Here is a 15,377-nt window from a genome sequence, read left to right as displayed (position 1 = left end):
TGCGAATGTTCGCACCGATGGCGTGCGCGCTGGATTACGAATTTGTCATCTCGCTGTTCGGGAAAGCGCGAGGGTCGGTTTCTACAGTTCACCCCATGCCGACGACAACGCCGGCACCACCGAACCGAATCAACCCTCTGACCCCGAGGACACCATCATGAACGCCAAGACCCTGATCGCCACCGCCCTGTTCGTTTCCTTCGCCGGCACCGGCGCCGCCTTTGCCCAGGAAGGCACGCAGGACTTCCCCGCCCCGGTGCTGAAGTCGTCGACGACGCGCGCCGAAGTGATCGCCACCCTGAACGCCGCCCCGCGCAGCGAAGCCGCCAGCTACGGCGAAGCCTCCGTCGCCCCGAAGGCGGCCTCGCAACTGAGCCGCGCCCAGGTGGCCGCCGAGACGCGCGAAGCGATGCGCCTCGGCCTGATCGACACCAGCGAAGGCGGCGTGCGCATCGCGACGCCGGCGCAGCTCGAGCAGATCCGCGCCGCCGGCGTGCGTGCGCTCGACGGCGGCATGACCACCGCGGCGAAGTGATGTTTGCGGCGCACCGACGCCGTCAGGCGTCGGTCGCCCGATCACGCTCGCCCATCTCGCCCTCGACCTGGCGGAACAGGTCGGCCAGCGTGCGGCCGGGCTCGTCGCGGAAGCGCTCGTCGAGCACCTCGAGGCGTTCGATGCGGTCGACGCGAAAGTTGCGGAAGTCGGCGCGTGTCTCGCACCAGGCGGCCAGCGTCCACACCTCGCTCCAGTAGAAGCAGCCCAGCGGCCGCACCCGGCGTTCGCTGGCGCAGCCCTTCAGATCCAGGTAGCGCATCTGCACGACACGCCGCTGCTCGGCCGCCACACGCAGCCGCTGCAGGCGCTCGCGCGTGGCCTCGTCGGGCCCGACCGGCGGCGCATAGATCGCCAGGCTCTCGGCCGCTGCACGCGCGGCCGGCGGCAGCACGGCGAGCATCTTCGACAGCGCGCTCTCGGCACGCGCCGCGAGTTCGGTGTCCAGCCGCGACTGCGCCAGTCGCACCGCGGCCACCAGTGCGCGCGCTTCATCGGCGGTGAACATCAGCGGCGGCAGGTCGAAGCCGGCGCGCATGCGGTAGCCCACGCCCGCCTCACCCTCGATCGGCACGCCCTGGGCGAGCAGGTCGGCCACGTCGCGGTAGACGGTGCGCTCCGACACCTCCAGCCGCTCGGCGAGGAAGCGCGCGGTCGACAGCCTCCGGCCACGGATCAGTTGGATGATCTGGAACAGGCGCTCGGCTCGGCGCATCTTGTCGACCGGCTTCAGCCCATCGGCGTGCACAGCTCGACCAGCGTACCGTCGGGCGTGCGCACATAGGCCACGGTCTGGCCCCAGGGCTTGGTGGCCGGCGCCTTCAGCAGCGTGGCGCCGGCGTCGACGGCGCGCTGCACGGCGGCGGGCACGTCGGCACTCAGCAGGCCGATCTCCATGCCCAGCGGCACGTGCGACGTGTCCGCCGCGACGTAGTCATGACCGAGGTTGTCGCGCGCGATGGCGTGTTGGGCAAAGGCCAGCGTCGTCGCCCCCGTCTCGAGTTCGCCATAGGTGCCCGACTCGTGCAGGAAGCGCCGCACCAAGCCGAAGGCCCGCTCGAAGAAGGTGAGCGAGGCGCCCGGGTCGGCGACGTAGACGATGGTGTAGCCGAGCTGCATGCGGTCCTCCGGAGGCGAGCGACGAGGCCGCGATGCTGCGCGGCCGCTGCTGACAGCGTGGTGTCAGCAGTCCGCGAGCCTACAGCGTCGCCTGCGCGACCGCATGCTCCCAGCGCTGCATCAGCTCGCCGGCACGTTCGCGCGACAGGGTCGGCAGGAAGCGCCGCTCGACCTGCCACTGCGCCGAAAGCTCGTCGAGGCTCCTGTAGATGCCGCAGGACAGACCGGCGAGGTAGGCCGCGCCCAGCGCGGTGGTCTCGATCACCTGCGGGCGCACCACCGGAATGCCGAGCAGATCGGCCTGGAACTGCATCAGCAGGTCGTTGACGCAGGCGCCGCCGTCGACACGCAGTTCGGCCACCGGCGCGCCGCCGTTGGCCACCGCATCGCGGCTCATCGCCTGCAGCAGCGCTGCGCTCTGGAAGGCGATGCTCTCCAGCGCCGCGCGCGCGATGTGCGCCACGGTGCTGCCGCGCGTCAGGCCGACGATGGCGCCGCGCGCCTCGGGCTTCCAGTACGGCGCGCCCAGGCCGGTGAAGGCGGGCACGAACATCACGCCGCCGGAGTCGGGCACGCTCTGCGCGAGCTGCTGCACCTCGCCCGAACCCTTGATCGCCTGCAGCCCGTCGCGCAGCCACTGCACCACCGCGCCGCCGATGAACACGCTGCCCTCGAAGGCGAACTCGGGCGTGCCGGTGGGCTGGGCCGCGCTGGTCGTGATGAGGCCGTTGGCCGAGCTCTGGAACTGGCTGCCGGTGTGCATCAGCATGAAGCAGCCGGTGCCGTAGGTGTTCTTCGCCAGGCCGGCCTGGAAGCAGGCCTGACCGAACAGCGCGCTCTGCTGGTCGCCGGCCACGCCGCCGATCGGCAGCGACGCGCCGAGCCAGTCGGCACGCGTATGACCGTAGGCATGCGACGACGGCCACACCGCCGGCAGCACCTCGACCGGCACGTCGAGGATCTTCAGCAGCTCGTCATCCCAGCCGTTGGTGTGCACATTGAGCATCAGCGTGCGCGAGGCGTTGCTGACGTCGGTGGCGTGCACCGCGCCGCCGGTGAGTTGCCACATCAGCCAGCTGTCGATGGTGCCGAAGGCCAACTCACCGGCCAGCGCCGCGGCACGTGCGCCTTCAACGTTGTCGAGGATCCACTTCAGCTTGGTGCCGGAGAAATAGGCGTCGAGGATCAGGCCGGTCTTGCGCTGGAAGGTCTCCTCCAGGCCGCGCGCGCGCAGCGCCGCGCAGGTCGGCTCGGCACGCCGGTCCTGCCAGACGATCGCGTTGTAGACCGGCTCGCCGGTGCGGCGGTTCCACACCACCGTGGTCTCGCGCTGGTTGGTGATGCCGATCGAGGCGATGTCGCTCGCCTTCAGATTCGCCTTGGCCAGCGCCTCCTGCGCGGTGGCGAGCTGCGTGGCCCAGATCTCCTTCGGGTCGTGCTCCACCCAGCCGGGCTGCGGGTAGATCTGGCGGAACTCGCGCTGCGCCATCGCGACGATGCGGCCACCCGCATCGAAGACGATGCTGCGCGAGCTGGAGGTGCCCTGGTCGAGGGCGAGGATGTACTTGCTCATGGTTCGGTCACATGCAGGTTCACGCCGGCCTCAGCCAGCAGCGACGGGAACGGCGACGGCGGCGGCGCATCGGTGAACAGCGCGTCGATCTGGTCGAGGCGCGCCAGCTCGACCATCGCCGGCCGGTTGAACTTGCTGTGGTCGGCGGCCAGCCAGACCTCGCGCGAGTGGCCGATGATGGCGCGCGCCACCTTCACCTCGCGGTAGTCGAAGTCGCGCAGCGTGCCGTCGGCCTCGATCGCCGAGATGCCGATCAATGCGATGTCGACCTTGAACTGCGCGATGAAGTCCACCGTCGCCTCGCCGACGATGCCTCGGTCGCGCGAGCGCACCACGCCGCCGGCAACGATGACCTCACAGTCCGGGTTGTCGGACAGGATCGCCGCGACGTTCAAGTTGTTGGTGATCACGCGCAGGCCCTTGTGGCGCAGCAGCTCGCGGGCGATCGCCTCGGTGGTCGTGCCGATGTTGATGATCAGCGAGCAGTTCTCCGGCACGGCCTTGGCCACCGCGCGGGCGATGCGCTGCTTGGCCGTCTCGTTGAGCTTCTGGCGCTGGCGGTAGGCGATGTTCTCGGTGGTCGAGGACGGCACGCGCACGCCGCCGTGAAAGCGTGCGAGCAGGCCTTCGTCGGACAGCAGCTTGACGTCGCGCCGCACGGTCTGCAGCGTCACGCCGAAACGTTCGGCCAGCGCCTCGACCGAGACCGAGCCGCGCGCGCGCACTTCCTCCAGCAGGTCCGACTGGCGTGGGTTGGGCGTCATGGCGGCGAGCGTAGCGGCGCGTTTCGGGAAAACCACAGGGCTTACCCATCTTGCTTCGGGTTCGAGTCTGCGCTAAAAAGAAAAAAGAAGCGCACAAACGAACACAAACGAACATTCCGCGAGACAGAGTCCAGACAGCCACCGAACCTGCCGGACGCGCACCGGCCCCATTCCCGGAGACCGCTTGAACCACCCCCGCCCCGAAGGCTGGCGCCAGGACACCCATTCCAGCGCAGCCGATGCCGCGATCGCCTGCGACGTGCTCGTCGTCGGCGGCGGCATCAATGGTGCCGGCATCGCGCGCGACCTCGCCGGCCGTGGCCTGAAGGTGGTCATGGTCGAGAAGGACGACCTGGCCTCGCACACCTCGTCGTCGTCGACCAAGCTGATCCACGGCGGGCTGCGCTACCTTGAGTACTACGAGTTCTCGCTGGTGCGCAAGGCGCTGGCCGAGCGCGAGGTGCTGCTCAAGAGCGCGCCGCACATCATGTGGCCGCTGCGCTTCGTGATGCCGCACGACCCCGGCATGCGGCCGGTGTGGATGATCCGCGCCGGGTTGTTCCTCTACGACCACCTGGCACGCCGCGAGGTGCTGCCCGGCTCGACCACCGTCGACCTGCGCACGCACACCACCGGCGTGCCCTTGAAGCGCGACTTCCGCAAGGGCTTCGTCTACTCCGACGGCTGGGTCGACGACGCGCGCCTGGTGGTGCTCAACGCGCTGGACGCGCAGGCCCGCGGCGCGACGGTGCTGACGCGCACCGCCTGCGTCGACGCGCAGCGCAGCGCCAGGCAGTGGCAGGCCGCGCTGGCGATGCCCGATGGTTCGCGCCGCACGGTGACGGCGCGCGCGCTGGTCAACGCCGCAGGCCCGTGGGCGGCGCAGTTCCTGGCCGAACATGCGCACGCGCCGAAGCCGAAGTCGCTGCGCCTGGTCAAGGGCAGTCACATCGTCGTGCCGAGGATGTTCGAGCACGACCATGCCTACATCTTCCAGAACCCCGACAAGCGCATCATCTTCGCCATCCCCTACGAGGGCGACTTCACGCTGATCGGCACCACCGACGTGGAGCACCACGGCGCGATCGGCGCGGCGCGCATCGATGCCGACGAGACCGCCTACCTGTGCGAGCAGGCGAGCCGCTATTTCGCCAAGCCGGTGCGGCCGGCCGACGTGGTGTGGAGCTACTCCGGCGTGCGCCCGCTGCTCGACGACGAGTCGGGCGACCCTTCGGCGGTGACGCGCGACTACTCGCTCGAACTCGACACCGCGCAGGCACCGCTGCTCAACGTCTGGGGCGGCAAGATCACCACCTTCCGCAAGCTCGCCGAAGAGGCCGCCGACCTGCTGGCCGCGCCGCTCGCCGTGAAACGAGGCTCCTGGACCGAGCAGGCCTTTCTGCCCGGCGGCGACCTGAGCGCGACCATCGGCGCCGCGCAGCGCCCCGACACCGACTTCAGCCGCTTCGTGCAAGCGCTCGCGCTCGCCCATCCCGAACTGCCGACGCCGCTGGTGCGGCGCCTGGCCCGCGCCTACGGTTCGCGCGCGACAACGCTGCTCGAGCAGCCGCTCGGTGCCGAGGTGGCGCCTGGCCTGTACGAAGCCGAGCTGCAGCTGCTGCACGATCAAGAGTGGGCGCGCAGCGCCGACGACGTGCTGTGGCGGCGCAGCAAGCTCGGCCTGCACTATGACGAACACCACCGCGCCGCGGTGGATCACTGGTGCCGCCGGCACTGGGGCACACTGGCTTCGGCCCCGACGGAGACCCAATGGAACTGACGCTCGAACGCATCGAGCAGAAGGTGGGCGCCTCGACCCACCTCTACCCGCTCGACCTGACGCTCGTGCCGCGCGCCGTGACGGTGCTGCTCGGCGCGACGCAGGCCGGCAAGACCACGCTGATGCGCGTGATGGCCGGGCTGGACAAGCCGCACACCGGCCGTGTGCTCGCCGACGGCCAGGACGTGACCGGCATGCCGGTGCGCGAGCGCAACGTGGCGATGGTCTACCAGCAGTTCATCAACTACCCGTCGATGACGGTGGCCGACAACATCGCCTCGCCGCTCAAGCTCCGGGGTGAAGCGAACATCGCGCAGCGTGTGCAGGAGCTGGCCGAGAAGCTGCACATCGAGCCCTTCCTGAAGCGGCTGCCGGCCGAACTCTCCGGAGGCCAGCAGCAGCGTGTGGCGCTGGCGCGTGCACTGGCCAAGAAGGCGCCACTGATGCTGCTCGACGAGCCGCTCGTCAACCTCGACTACAAACTGCGCGAGGAGCTGCGCGAGGAGCTGACGCAACTCTTCGCCGCCGGCGACTCGACCGTGGTCTACGCCACCACCGAGCCCACCGAGGCGCTGCTGCTCGGCGGCTACACCGCGGTGCTCGACGGCGGCGAGCTGCTGCAGTACGGGCCGACGGCCGAGGTGTTCCGCCGGCCGAAGTCGATCCGCGTGGCGCGCGCCTTCAGCGACCCGCCGATGAACCTGCTGCCGGCCAGCAGCGCGGCCATCGGCGTCACGCTGGCCGCCGGCGTGAATCTCTCGGTACCGATGCCGACCGGCTCGAGCGGCACGCTGACCATCGGCGTGCGCGCCAGCGCGCTGCGCGTGCAGCAGCGAAGCGGCGACCTCGCCCTGCCCGGCCAGGTGGAGCTGGCCGAGATCTCCGGCTCCGACACCTTCGTGCACGTCTCGACCCAGGTCGGCGAAGTCGTCGCGCAGCTCACCGGCGTGCACCAGTTCGAGCTCGGCTCGGCGGTGACGCTGTACCTGAACCCGGCGCAGGTCTACGTGTTCGATGCGGCCGGCGACCTGCTCGTCGCGCCGGGGGGAAACTGAGATGGCCCGCATCGATCTCGACCTGGCGCACAGCTACCGCCCCAATCCGCAGAAGGATGAGGACTACGCGCTGCTGCCGCTGAAGATGAGCTTCGCCGACGGCGGCGCCTATGCGCTGCTCGGCCCCTCGGGCTGCGGCAAGACGACCATGCTGAACATCATCTCCGGCCTGGTCGTGCCCTCGCAGGGCACGGTGAAGTTCGGCGAGCGCGACGTCACGCGGCTGTCGCCGCAGGAGCGCAACATCGCCCAGGTGTTCCAGTTCCCGGTGATCTACGACACGATGACCGTGGCCGAGAACCTCGCCTTCCCGCTGCGCAACCGTGGCGTGGCGCCGGAGCGCATCAAGCAGCGGGTCGGCCAGATCGCCGAGATGCTGGAGATGAGCGCGCAGCTCGACAAGCGCGCCGCGGGCCTGGCCGCCGACGCCAAGCAGAAGATCTCGCTCGGCCGCGGCCTGGTGCGCGAAGACGTGTCGGCCGTGCTGTTCGACGAGCCGCTGACGGTGATCGACCCGCACCTGAAGTGGCAGCTGCGCCGCAAGCTCAAGCAGATCCACCACGAGCTGAAGCTGACGCTGGTCTATGTGACGCACGACCAGGTCGAGGCGCTGACCTTCGCCGACCAGGTGGTGGTGATGACACGCGGCCGCGCGGTGCAGGTGGGTACCGCGTCCGATCTGTTCGAGCGCCCGCGCCACACCTTCGTCGGCCACTTCATCGGCTCGCCGGGCATGAACTTCCTGCCGGCCACACTGACCTCGGGTGCGCCCGCGGGTGCGACGCTGCTGGGCATCCGTCCCGAGTATGTGACGCTGGCCGCGCCGAACGCCGCGGGCGCCGTGCCCGGCACGGTGAAGACGGCGCAGGACATCGGCACCTACTGGCTGCTGACCACCACGCTGGCCGACGGCACCATGCTGCGCGCGCGGCTGTCCGGCGAGCAGCCCATTCCGAAGGCGGGCGAGGCGGTCTGGCTGTCCATCGTCGGCGCGCACACCTGCTACTACCGCAACGAGGAGCTCGTCGCATGAAGCCCGTCAACCAGAAGGCGTGGCTGCTCATCCTGCCCGTCGTGCTGTGCGTGGCCTTCTCGGCCATCCTGCCGCTGATGACGGTGGTGAACTACTCGGTGCAGGACATCATCTCGCCCGAGCGGCGCGTCTTCGTCGGCACCGAGTGGTTCAAGGCGGTGATGCGCGACGACGACCTGCAGGGCGCGCTGCTGCGCCAGATCGGCTTCTCGCTGGCCGTGCTGATCGTCGAGATCCCGCTGGGCATCCTGCTCGCGCTGTCGATGCCGGCCCACGGCTGGAAGGCCTCCGCGGTGCTGGTGATCGTGGCGATCTCGCTGCTGATCCCCTGGAACGTGGTCGGCACGATCTGGCAGATCTACGGCCGCACCGACATCGGCCTGCTCGGCGCCGCGCTGGCGAAGCTGGGTGTGGACTACAGCTACACCGGTAACGCCACCGACGCCTGGCTGACGGTGCTGGTGATGGACGTCTGGCACTGGACGCCGCTGGTCGCGCTGCTGTGCTACGCCGGCCTGCGCGCGATTCCCGACGCCTACTACCAGGCCGCGCGCATCGACGGCGCCAGCAAGCTGGCGGTGTTCCGCTTCATCCAGCTGCCGAAGATGCGCGGCGTGCTGATGATCGCCGTGCTGCTGCGCTTCATGGACAGCTTCATGATCTACACCGAGCCCTTCGTGCTGACCGGCGGCGGGCCCGGCAACGCGACGACCTTCCTGAGCCAGTACCTGACGCAGAAGGCGGTCGGCCAGTTCGACCTCGGCCCCGCGGCGGCCTTCTCGCTGATCTACTTCCTGATCATCCTGCTGCTGTGCTTCATCCTCTACAACTGGATGCAGCGCGTGGGCACGGCCGACAAGGAGCAGGCCCATGCATGAGCAGCGTTTCCACAAGCGGGTGATCTTCCTGATCGCCTACCTGCTGTTCGCCATCCTGCCGGTGTACTGGATGGTCAACATGAGCTTCAAGACGAACGAAGAGATCCTCGGCGTCTTCTCGCTGTGGCCGCAGGCCTTCACCTGGGACAACTACAAGGTGATCTTCACCGACGTGTCCTGGTACTCGGGCTACATCAACTCGCTGATCTACGTCGCGATCAACACGGTGGTCTCGCTGCTGGTCGCGCTGCCGGCCGCCTATGCGTTCAGCCGCTATTCATTCCTGGGCGACAAGCATGTCTTCTTCTGGCTGCTGACCAACCGCATGACGCCGCCGGCGGTGTTCCTGCTGCCCTTCTTCCAGCTCTACACGACGCTGGGCCTGATGGATACGCACATCGCGGTGGCGCTGGCGCACCTGGTGTTCAACGTGCCGCTGGCGGTGTGGATCCTGGAAGGCTTCATGAGCGGCGTGCCGCGCGAGATCGACGAGACTGCCTACATCGACGGCTACTCCTTCCCGCGCTTCTTCCTGACCATCTTCATCCCGCTGATCAAGGCCGGCGTCGGCGTGGCGGCGTTCTTCTGCTTCATGTTCAGCTGGGTCGAGCTGCTGATGGCGCGTACGCTGACCAGCGTCAACGCCAAACCGATCGTCGCGACGATGACGCGCACGGTCAGCGCCTCCGGCATGGACTGGGGCGTGCTCGCCGCGGCCGGTGTGCTGACCATCGTGCCCGGCGCGATCGTCATCTGGTTCGTGCGCAACTACATCGCGAAGGGTTTTGCGATGGGACGCGTATGAGCGGACCTTTTCATTCCTGGAGAGACTGATGTTCAACTGGATGGCCTGGACCCTTCCGGTGGCGGTGTTCTTCACCTGCATCGTGCTGATGCTGATCGGCATGACGGTGTGGGAGCTCAAGTCCCCCACCGTCGAGCGGCGCGGCTTCCTGCCGATCGCCACCACGCGCGGCGACCGCCTGTTCATCGGCCTGCTCGGCGCTGCGTACGTCAACCTGGCGTTCGTCGCCGTCAGCGAGAAGCTGATGACGTGGCTGAGCCTGGCGCAGGAGCCGTCGATCTGGATCAGCTTCCTGCTCTCGATGGCATTGCTCGCACTGATCATGCGGCGCGGCTGACGCGCCTGCTGTTTTCGCAATCCGGCCCGGAGCTTCCCCGGGGCCGTGTTGACACCAACGCACACGGGGAAGTCGAAGAATGAGGAGATGGACATGAAACTGCGATACACCGCGATGGCCGCAGCCCTGCTGGTGCTGGTGGCCTGCGGCAAGAAGGAAGAGCCGGCGGCACCCGCCGCCCAGGCCCCGGCAGCGACCGCATCGCCTGCGGCCGCGGCACCTGCGGGCGGCGAAGTCGCCCAGCGCTGGATCGACAGCGAGTTCCAGCCGTCGACGCTGAGCAAGGCCCAGCAGGCCGAGGAAATGAAGTGGTTCGTCGACGCGGCCGCCAAGCTCAAGGCCAAGGGCGTGACCGAGATCTCGGTCGTCTCCGAGACGATCACGACGCACGAGTACGAGAGCAAGACGCTCGCCAAGGCCTTCAGCGAGATCACCGGCATCACCGTCAAGCACGACCTGATCCAGGAAGGCGACGTGGTCGAGAAGCTGCAGACCTCGATGCAGTCGGGCAAGTCGATCTACGACGGCTGGATCTCCGACTCCGACCTGATCGGCACGCACTACCGCTACGGGAAGATCATGAATCTGACCGACTACATGGCGGGCGCCGGCCAGGAGTTCACCAACCCCGGCCTGGACCTGAAGGACTTCATCGGCACCAGCTTCACGACCGCGCCGGACGGCAAGCTCTACCAGCTGCCCGACCAGCAGTTCGCCAACCTGTACTGGTTCCGCGCCGACCTGTTCGCGCGTGACGACCTGAAGGAGAAGTTCAAGAAGAAGTACGGCTACGACCTCGGCGTGCCGCTGAACTGGAGCGCCTACGAGGACATCGCCGCGTTCTTCACCAACGACGTGAAGGAGATCGACGGCAAGCCGATCTACGGCCACATGGACTACGGCAAGAAGGATCCGTCGCTCGGCTGGCGCTTCACCGACGCCTGGCTGTCGATGGCCGGCACCGCCGACATCGGCATCCCGAACGGCAAGCCGGTCGACGAGTGGGGCATCCGCGCCAGCGAAGACGGCTGCACGCCGCTGGGCGCGAGCGTCTCGCGCGGCGGTGCGACCAACTCGCCGGCCGCGGTCTACGCGCTGACCAAGTACGTCGACTGGATGAAGAAGTTCGCGCCGAAGGAAGCCACCGGCATGACCTTCGGCGAGGCCGGTCCGGTCCCCGCGCAAGGCCAGATCGCGCAGCAGATCTTCTGGTACACGGCCTTCACCGCCGACATGACCAAGCCGGGCCTGCCGGTGGTCAACGCCGACGGCACGCCGAAGTGGCGCATGGCCCCCGGCCCGAACGGCCCGTACTGGAAGCAGGGCATGCAGAACGGCTACCAGGACGTCGGCTCGTGGACCTTCTTCGCCGAGCATGATGCGAACAAGACCGCGGCGGCGTGGCTGTACGCGCAGTTCATCACGTCGAAGACGGTGTCGCTGAAGAAGACCATCGTCGGCCTGACGCCGATCCGCGAAAGCGACATCCAGTCGCAGGCGATGACCGACCTGGCGCCCAAGCTCGGCGGCCTGGTCGAGTTCTATCGCAGCCCGGCGCGTGTGGCCTGGACGCCGACCGGCACCAACGTGCCCGACTACCCGAAGCTCGCGCAGCTGTGGTGGAAGAACGTGGCGGTGGCGGTGACCGGCGAGAAGACGCCGCAGGCGGCGATGGACACGCTGGCCGAGGAGATGGACCAGGTGATGAGCCGCCTCGAGCGCGCCGGCATGGCCCGTTGCGCGCCCAAGCTCAACGCCAAGGCCGACCCGTCGAAGTACCTGAGCGACAAGGGCGCGCCGTGGAAGAAGCTGGCCAACGAGAAGCCGAAGGGCGAGACCATCGCCTACCAGACGCTGCTCGACGCCTGGAAGGCCGGCAAGGTGCGCTGATCCCCGAATACCACTGAACCAGCAACGAGCGCGGCGGCCGGTCGCTGCGCTCCTTTCGGCCCCCGAGGCGCAAGCGTCGGGGGCCTTTTTGCGCCGGTGGAGCGGCCGCCGCTGCGGGCGTTCAGGCCGAGCGCCCCATCGGCAGCGAGTCGCACAAGGCCTTCAGCCGGGCGGACTCGTCGGCCAGCAGTACGCCGGCGCGCAGCATCACCGCGCGCTGCACGCCGCGCAGGCGGAAGTACAGCTCGTCCTCCATCGCCTCGACCTCGGCGGCATCACTGCCGGCCGCGGCCTGCGGGCTCCACAGGCCGCTCTCGTTCCAGCCGGCGCGCAGCCGGCCGATCAGGAACTGCGCCAGCTCGAGCGCGGCCCGCATGTCCGGCGAGCGTGCGCCGACGGTGAGCAGCGCGGTGTCGTCTTCGGCAGCCTGCAGCACCTCTTCGAGCGCGGCGCGGCGGGCGCGGATCTCGGCCGGCAGCATGGCCGGCTGCAGCGGCGGCTGCTCGCGCGCCACGCGGGCGAGCTGGCCGACCCAGGCCATGTCGAACTCGCCCGGCACGGCGCGCAGCGCGATGCTGGCGTGCAGCAGCTGCTCGTGCGGTCCGCGCAGCGCGGCCAGCGCGGCGTCGGTGACGGCCATCAGCCGGCCCAGCGGCGACAGGCCCTCGCCCTGGCGTGCGTGCGGGTAGCCTGAACCGTCGAGCCGCTCGTGGTGCTCGGCCACCGCGCGGGCAACGGAGCCCGGGTAGTTGGTCAGCTGCGCGACCAGCAGCAGCCCGACGTGCGGATGCACGACCAGCTGGCGGTAGCTCAGCGGGTCGAGCTCACGGTCGGCCTCGGCCTCGCCGTGCAGCGGGTCGATGTACATCTCGCCGAGGTCGTGCAGCAGGCCGGCGAGCATCGCCAGCCGGATCTCCGGCGTCTGCCCGCCATGCGCCACCATCAGCGCGCCGGCCAGGCCCATCGCGGCGATGGCGTGGTCGAAGGCCTGCGGCCGCGCCGCGCGCCCGGCGCTGAGCAGCAGCTGCGCCACCGGATGCAGCGGCAGGTGGGCGACCTCGCGCAGCAGCTTGGCGGCATGCGGGCGCAGCATGGGCGCGAGGCGCGCGTCGCCCTCGACGAGTCGTTCGAGGCTGTCGGCCAGCGACGCGCCCGTCACACCATCCTCGGCGATCAGGCAGCTCTCCAGCGGTTCGCGCAGCTTGCGGTCGAGCAGCTTGCGCTGCAGCTCGGCCGACACCGGCTGGTTGCGCGCCCACAGCTTGGTGCCGGCGAGGTCGAAGATGTCGGTCGCGGCGATGATGCGCTGCGTCTCGCTGGCGGCCAGGATGGTGGCCAGCGCATGCGGGTTGGCGGACTGGAAGGCCGAGGCGGCCGCGGTCGACGTCGACATGGGGTTCTCCTTCACGTGTCGACACCTTTATCGGCGCGCACGCGGCGAACCCAAGGCCGCGGGTGTTACCTGTTGCAGCCGCGCTTCTAGAGCACGGAGAGCACGAAGTCGCCGCGCCCGGTGTCGTTGCCGCGGCCCGCCGGGATCTTCCCGTTCGCGGACGCCGCCGGCTGGCCGTTGACCTTGACCGACACGTCGTAGCGGCCGTTCGGGTTGTCCTTGTGGGTCAGCGCCAGCACGACCAGCGTGCAGGGGTGGTCGCCGCGGCGCAGGCGGTGCAGTGGCGCGCTGATCGTGCCTTCGGTGGTGTCGAAGGCGTGCCGGATGGGCTTCTGGTCACCGACCAGCAGCACCAGTTCGACATGCGCGCCGCTCGCATCGGTCATCTCCACCCGCACCGGCGAGGGGGTGCTCACGTTCTCTGTCTTGACGCTGATGGACATGGCCGCACTCCTGATGACGGGAGTGCAGCATTCCGTGCCGCGCGGCGCCGGGCATCCGCACTCGGGATGACAGCGCGCCGGCCTTCGCTGTGGCGCGCACGCCGCAGCCGGCTGTTGCGGTTACTTGCACCTCCCCCCATCGTGCCGGCGCGTTCCGGGCGCTTGTCACGGATGACGGCGCACAACTGTTTCCGCGGCTGCAGCGGCCGGCCGGGCTGCCGTTCACTGCCGCCATGGACAGTCTTCCAGTCCCGCGTGGCCTGCGCCTCGGCGCCGCGCTGCTCAGCGCCGCACTGGCCAGCGGCTGCAGCTCGCTGCGCCTGCCGGCGATTTCCCTGCCATGGCCGGGGGCAGCAGCCGAGCCTGTGGCTGCCCCCGCACCACCACCGGCGCCGCCACCAGTGGCAGCGGCTCCACCGGTGGCGGCCAAGCCCGCGCCGCGCCGCGACCCACCCGATGCAGTGCCGCGCGTGGTCGCCATCCCGCAGCGTGCGCCCAACGTGCCCTACGAGATCAAGGGCGAGCTCTACGAGCCGGAGAACGAGGACGTTCCACTGGTCGAGAGCGGCATCGCCTCGTGGTACGGCCATCCGTTCCATGGCCGGCGCACGGCCACCGGCGAGGTCTACGACATGCACGCGATGACCGCCGCGCACAAGACCATGCCGCTGCCCAGCTATGCAGTGGTGCGCAATCCGCGCAACAAGCGCGAGGTGGTGGTGCGGATCAACGACCGCGGCCCGTTCAAGCCCGGCCGCATCATCGACCTCAGCCGCGCCGCGGCGCGCAAGCTCGGCATCTCTGGAATCGCGCCGGTGGAGGTGCGCCGGCTGACGCACGCGCAGATCCGCAGCGGCGCGTGGAAGCTGCCGCCGCAGCGGATCGCCACCAACGCAGCGGAGTAGCGCGCGCAGTGCGGCCGGCTACGGCGCCGGCCGGCCCGGCCCCTGGCGGCCTTCGGCACGCGCAGAGAGGTAGGCGTACAGATCGGCGATGTGCGCATTCACGCGCGGCTCTTCGCGCCATGCCGGCATGTTCAGCGCGCCCTGCCGCCGCTGCATGATCTCTTCGACCAGCGCCTCGCGCGCAGCACCTTCGCTGCCCGTCTGGGAGGCCGACAGCCCCCAGTCGTAGCGGTTCAGCACCCGGCCGACGAACTGGCGCGGGCCCATGGTGCGCACGCGCTCGAGCAGGTCGGGCGCCTGCGCCGTGCCGGCCGCCGTTGCCCCGTGGCAGCCTGCGCAGCGCTCCTGGAAGACGCGCCAGCCGGTGTAGACAGAGCCGGGCGGGCGGGCTGCCTGCGCCAGTTCCTGGGCCGGCTGGCGGTTGCTCACCTCCACCGCGGCACAGCCGGCCAGAAGCAGGGCCGCGGCCAGCACGGCGAGGCCGCTTGCGCGGCAACGGAGATTGCGGGAGGTCACCATGTTCGCCACTCCTGCGTGATCGGGGAGCGGTCATTCTGGTGGCCGTCATCGGCCCCTGCCTTGCCGAAGATCAGCCGCGGCGGCGCACAATCCGCGGCGCAGCGCCGCCATGCAAGCCGTTCCCGACACCTTCGAGCACCCGCTCGATGCCGCCGAGTTCAAGCGCCCCGTGCACCGCCCGGGCGTGGAGCTGTACCGCGCGCACATCGTGCGCCATGCCTTCGAGCCGCACACCCACGAGGCCTTCGGCCTGGGTGCGATCGAGGCCGGTGTCGAGCGCTTCCGCTACCGCGGCGAGGACCATCTCGCCCCGGCCGACACGCTGGTGCT

Annotated in this window: 17 protein-coding genes; 10 read left to right on the top strand and 7 right to left on the bottom strand. The window is 69.4% G+C overall.

Annotated features, from left to right (window positions below):
- The first annotated feature begins 157 nt into the window (after positions 1-157).
- The gene (locus tag AAG801_RS14185; RefSeq protein ID WP_341888948.1) at positions 158-535 is read left to right on the top strand and encodes a DUF4148 domain-containing protein; all 378 of its coding nucleotides are present in this window, start codon (positions 158-160) and stop codon (positions 533-535) included.
- 22 nt (positions 536-557) lie between these two features.
- Here AAG801_RS14185 and AAG801_RS14180 read toward each other — a convergent pair whose 3' ends face one another.
- From AAG801_RS14180 to AAG801_RS14165, 4 genes are all read right to left on the bottom strand, one after another.
- Positions 558-1,268, bottom strand: a complete 711-nt coding sequence (locus AAG801_RS14180) for a YafY family protein (protein ID WP_341888947.1) — start codon at positions 1,266-1,268, stop codon at positions 558-560.
- A gap of 14 nt (positions 1,269-1,282) precedes the next feature.
- On the bottom strand, positions 1,283-1,672 hold the full coding sequence (locus AAG801_RS14175) for a VOC family protein (protein WP_341888946.1): 390 nt from the start codon (positions 1,670-1,672) through the stop codon (positions 1,283-1,285).
- 79 nt (positions 1,673-1,751) lie between these two features.
- Complete coding sequence (gene glpK, locus AAG801_RS14170) at positions 1,752-3,245, bottom strand: glycerol kinase GlpK (protein WP_341888945.1); 1,494 nt, start codon at positions 3,243-3,245, stop codon at positions 1,752-1,754.
- Positions 3,242-4,009, bottom strand: a complete 768-nt coding sequence (locus tag AAG801_RS14165; protein WP_341888944.1) for a DeoR/GlpR family DNA-binding transcription regulator — start codon at positions 4,007-4,009, stop codon at positions 3,242-3,244. Before AAG801_RS14165 ends, glpK begins: the two co-directional genes overlap by 4 nt.
- A gap of 247 nt (positions 4,010-4,256) precedes the next feature.
- Between AAG801_RS14165 and glpD the strand changes: the two genes are divergently transcribed.
- From glpD to AAG801_RS14130, 7 genes are all read left to right on the top strand, one after another.
- Positions 4,257-5,789, top strand: coding sequence for a glycerol-3-phosphate dehydrogenase (gene glpD / locus AAG801_RS14160; protein ID WP_341888971.1), 1,533 nt, complete (start codon positions 4,257-4,259; stop codon positions 5,787-5,789).
- Entirely contained in the window at positions 5,780-6,844 is a 1,065-nt protein-coding gene (locus AAG801_RS14155; protein WP_341888943.1) for an ABC transporter ATP-binding protein, read from the top strand. The genes glpD and AAG801_RS14155 overlap by 10 nt, the downstream gene beginning before the upstream one ends.
- 1 nt (position 6,845) lies before the next feature.
- A complete protein-coding gene (locus AAG801_RS14150) occupies positions 6,846-7,877 on the top strand; it encodes an ABC transporter ATP-binding protein (protein ID WP_341888942.1) in 1,032 nt (343 codons plus the stop codon).
- Entirely contained in the window at positions 7,874-8,755 is an 882-nt protein-coding gene (locus AAG801_RS14145) for a sugar ABC transporter permease (protein WP_341888941.1), read from the top strand. Before AAG801_RS14150 ends, AAG801_RS14145 begins: the two co-directional genes overlap by 4 nt.
- Positions 8,748-9,560: a carbohydrate ABC transporter permease gene (locus tag AAG801_RS14140; protein WP_341888940.1), complete on the top strand. Its 813-nt coding sequence runs from the start codon at positions 8,748-8,750 to the stop codon at positions 9,558-9,560. Before AAG801_RS14145 ends, AAG801_RS14140 begins: the two co-directional genes overlap by 8 nt.
- Positions 9,561-9,588: 28 nt before the next feature.
- A complete protein-coding gene (locus AAG801_RS14135) occupies positions 9,589-9,897 on the top strand; it encodes a DUF2160 domain-containing protein (protein WP_341888939.1) in 309 nt (102 codons plus the stop codon).
- A 93-nt stretch (positions 9,898-9,990) separates the two neighbouring features.
- Entirely contained in the window at positions 9,991-11,787 is a 1,797-nt protein-coding gene (locus AAG801_RS14130) for an ABC transporter substrate-binding protein (RefSeq protein WP_341888938.1), read from the top strand.
- A gap of 121 nt (positions 11,788-11,908) precedes the next feature.
- Here the strand turns inward: AAG801_RS14130 and AAG801_RS14125 are convergent, their stop codons facing one another.
- Positions 11,909-13,180: an HD domain-containing phosphohydrolase gene (locus AAG801_RS14125; protein WP_341888937.1), complete on the bottom strand. Its 1,272-nt coding sequence runs from the start codon at positions 13,178-13,180 to the stop codon at positions 11,909-11,911.
- 86 nt (positions 13,181-13,266) lie between these two features.
- Positions 13,267-13,623 carry a hypothetical protein gene (locus AAG801_RS14120; protein ID WP_341888936.1) on the bottom strand — a complete coding sequence of 119 codons (357 nt, stop codon included), beginning with the start codon at positions 13,621-13,623 and terminating at the stop codon, positions 13,267-13,269.
- Between the two features lie 233 nt (positions 13,624-13,856).
- Between AAG801_RS14120 and AAG801_RS14115 the strand changes: the two genes are divergently transcribed.
- Positions 13,857-14,528, top strand: coding sequence for a septal ring lytic transglycosylase RlpA family protein (locus AAG801_RS14115; RefSeq protein ID WP_341888935.1), 672 nt, complete (start codon positions 13,857-13,859; stop codon positions 14,526-14,528).
- Between the two features lie 18 nt (positions 14,529-14,546).
- Here the strand turns inward: AAG801_RS14115 and AAG801_RS14110 are convergent, their stop codons facing one another.
- On the bottom strand, positions 14,547-15,047 hold the full coding sequence (locus AAG801_RS14110) for a c-type cytochrome (protein ID WP_341888934.1): 501 nt from the start codon (positions 15,045-15,047) through the stop codon (positions 14,547-14,549).
- A gap of 109 nt (positions 15,048-15,156) precedes the next feature.
- Here AAG801_RS14110 and AAG801_RS14105 point away from each other — a divergent pair.
- On the top strand, positions 15,157-15,377 hold a 221-nt coding region (locus AAG801_RS14105; RefSeq protein ID WP_341888933.1), incomplete at its 3' end, for an AraC family ligand binding domain-containing protein.

The sequence above is a fragment of the Variovorax sp. YR752 genome (assembly GCF_943372545.1).
Note: the sequence above shows the minus strand (reverse complement) of the source record. Positions and strands in the feature narration are given on the sequence as shown.

Bases quoted from the DNA above. Each gene is read 5' to 3' on its own strand.
- AAG801_RS14140 (WP_341888940.1), top strand. From the start codon at position 8,748: ATGCATGAGCAGCGTTTCCACAAGCGGGTGATCTTCCTGATCGCCTAC.
- AAG801_RS14125 (WP_341888937.1), bottom strand. From the start codon at position 13,180: ATGTCGACGTCGACCGCGGCCGCCTCGGCCTTCCAGTCCGCCAACCCG.
- AAG801_RS14120 (WP_341888936.1), bottom strand. From the start codon at position 13,623: ATGTCCATCAGCGTCAAGACAGAGAACGTGAGCACCCCCTCGCCGGTG.
- AAG801_RS14110 (WP_341888934.1), bottom strand. From the start codon at position 15,047: ATGGTGACCTCCCGCAATCTCCGTTGCCGCGCAAGCGGCCTCGCCGTG.
- AAG801_RS14180 (WP_341888947.1), bottom strand. From the start codon at position 1,268: ATGCGCCGAGCCGAGCGCCTGTTCCAGATCATCCAACTGATCCGTGGC.
- AAG801_RS14165 (WP_341888944.1), bottom strand. From the start codon at position 4,009: ATGACGCCCAACCCACGCCAGTCGGACCTGCTGGAGGAAGTGCGCGCG.
- AAG801_RS14135 (WP_341888939.1), top strand. From the start codon at position 9,589: ATGTTCAACTGGATGGCCTGGACCCTTCCGGTGGCGGTGTTCTTCACC.
- AAG801_RS14175 (WP_341888946.1), bottom strand. From the start codon at position 1,672: ATGCAGCTCGGCTACACCATCGTCTACGTCGCCGACCCGGGCGCCTCG.
- AAG801_RS14155 (WP_341888943.1), top strand. From the start codon at position 5,780: ATGGAACTGACGCTCGAACGCATCGAGCAGAAGGTGGGCGCCTCGACC.
- AAG801_RS14130 (WP_341888938.1), top strand. From the start codon at position 9,991: ATGAAACTGCGATACACCGCGATGGCCGCAGCCCTGCTGGTGCTGGTG.
- AAG801_RS14115 (WP_341888935.1), top strand. From the start codon at position 13,857: ATGGACAGTCTTCCAGTCCCGCGTGGCCTGCGCCTCGGCGCCGCGCTG.
- AAG801_RS14145 (WP_341888941.1), top strand. From the start codon at position 7,874: ATGAAGCCCGTCAACCAGAAGGCGTGGCTGCTCATCCTGCCCGTCGTG.
- AAG801_RS14150 (WP_341888942.1), top strand. From the start codon at position 6,846: ATGGCCCGCATCGATCTCGACCTGGCGCACAGCTACCGCCCCAATCCG.
- glpK (WP_341888945.1), bottom strand. From the start codon at position 3,245: ATGAGCAAGTACATCCTCGCCCTCGACCAGGGCACCTCCAGCTCGCGC.
- AAG801_RS14185 (WP_341888948.1), top strand. From the start codon at position 158: ATGAACGCCAAGACCCTGATCGCCACCGCCCTGTTCGTTTCCTTCGCC.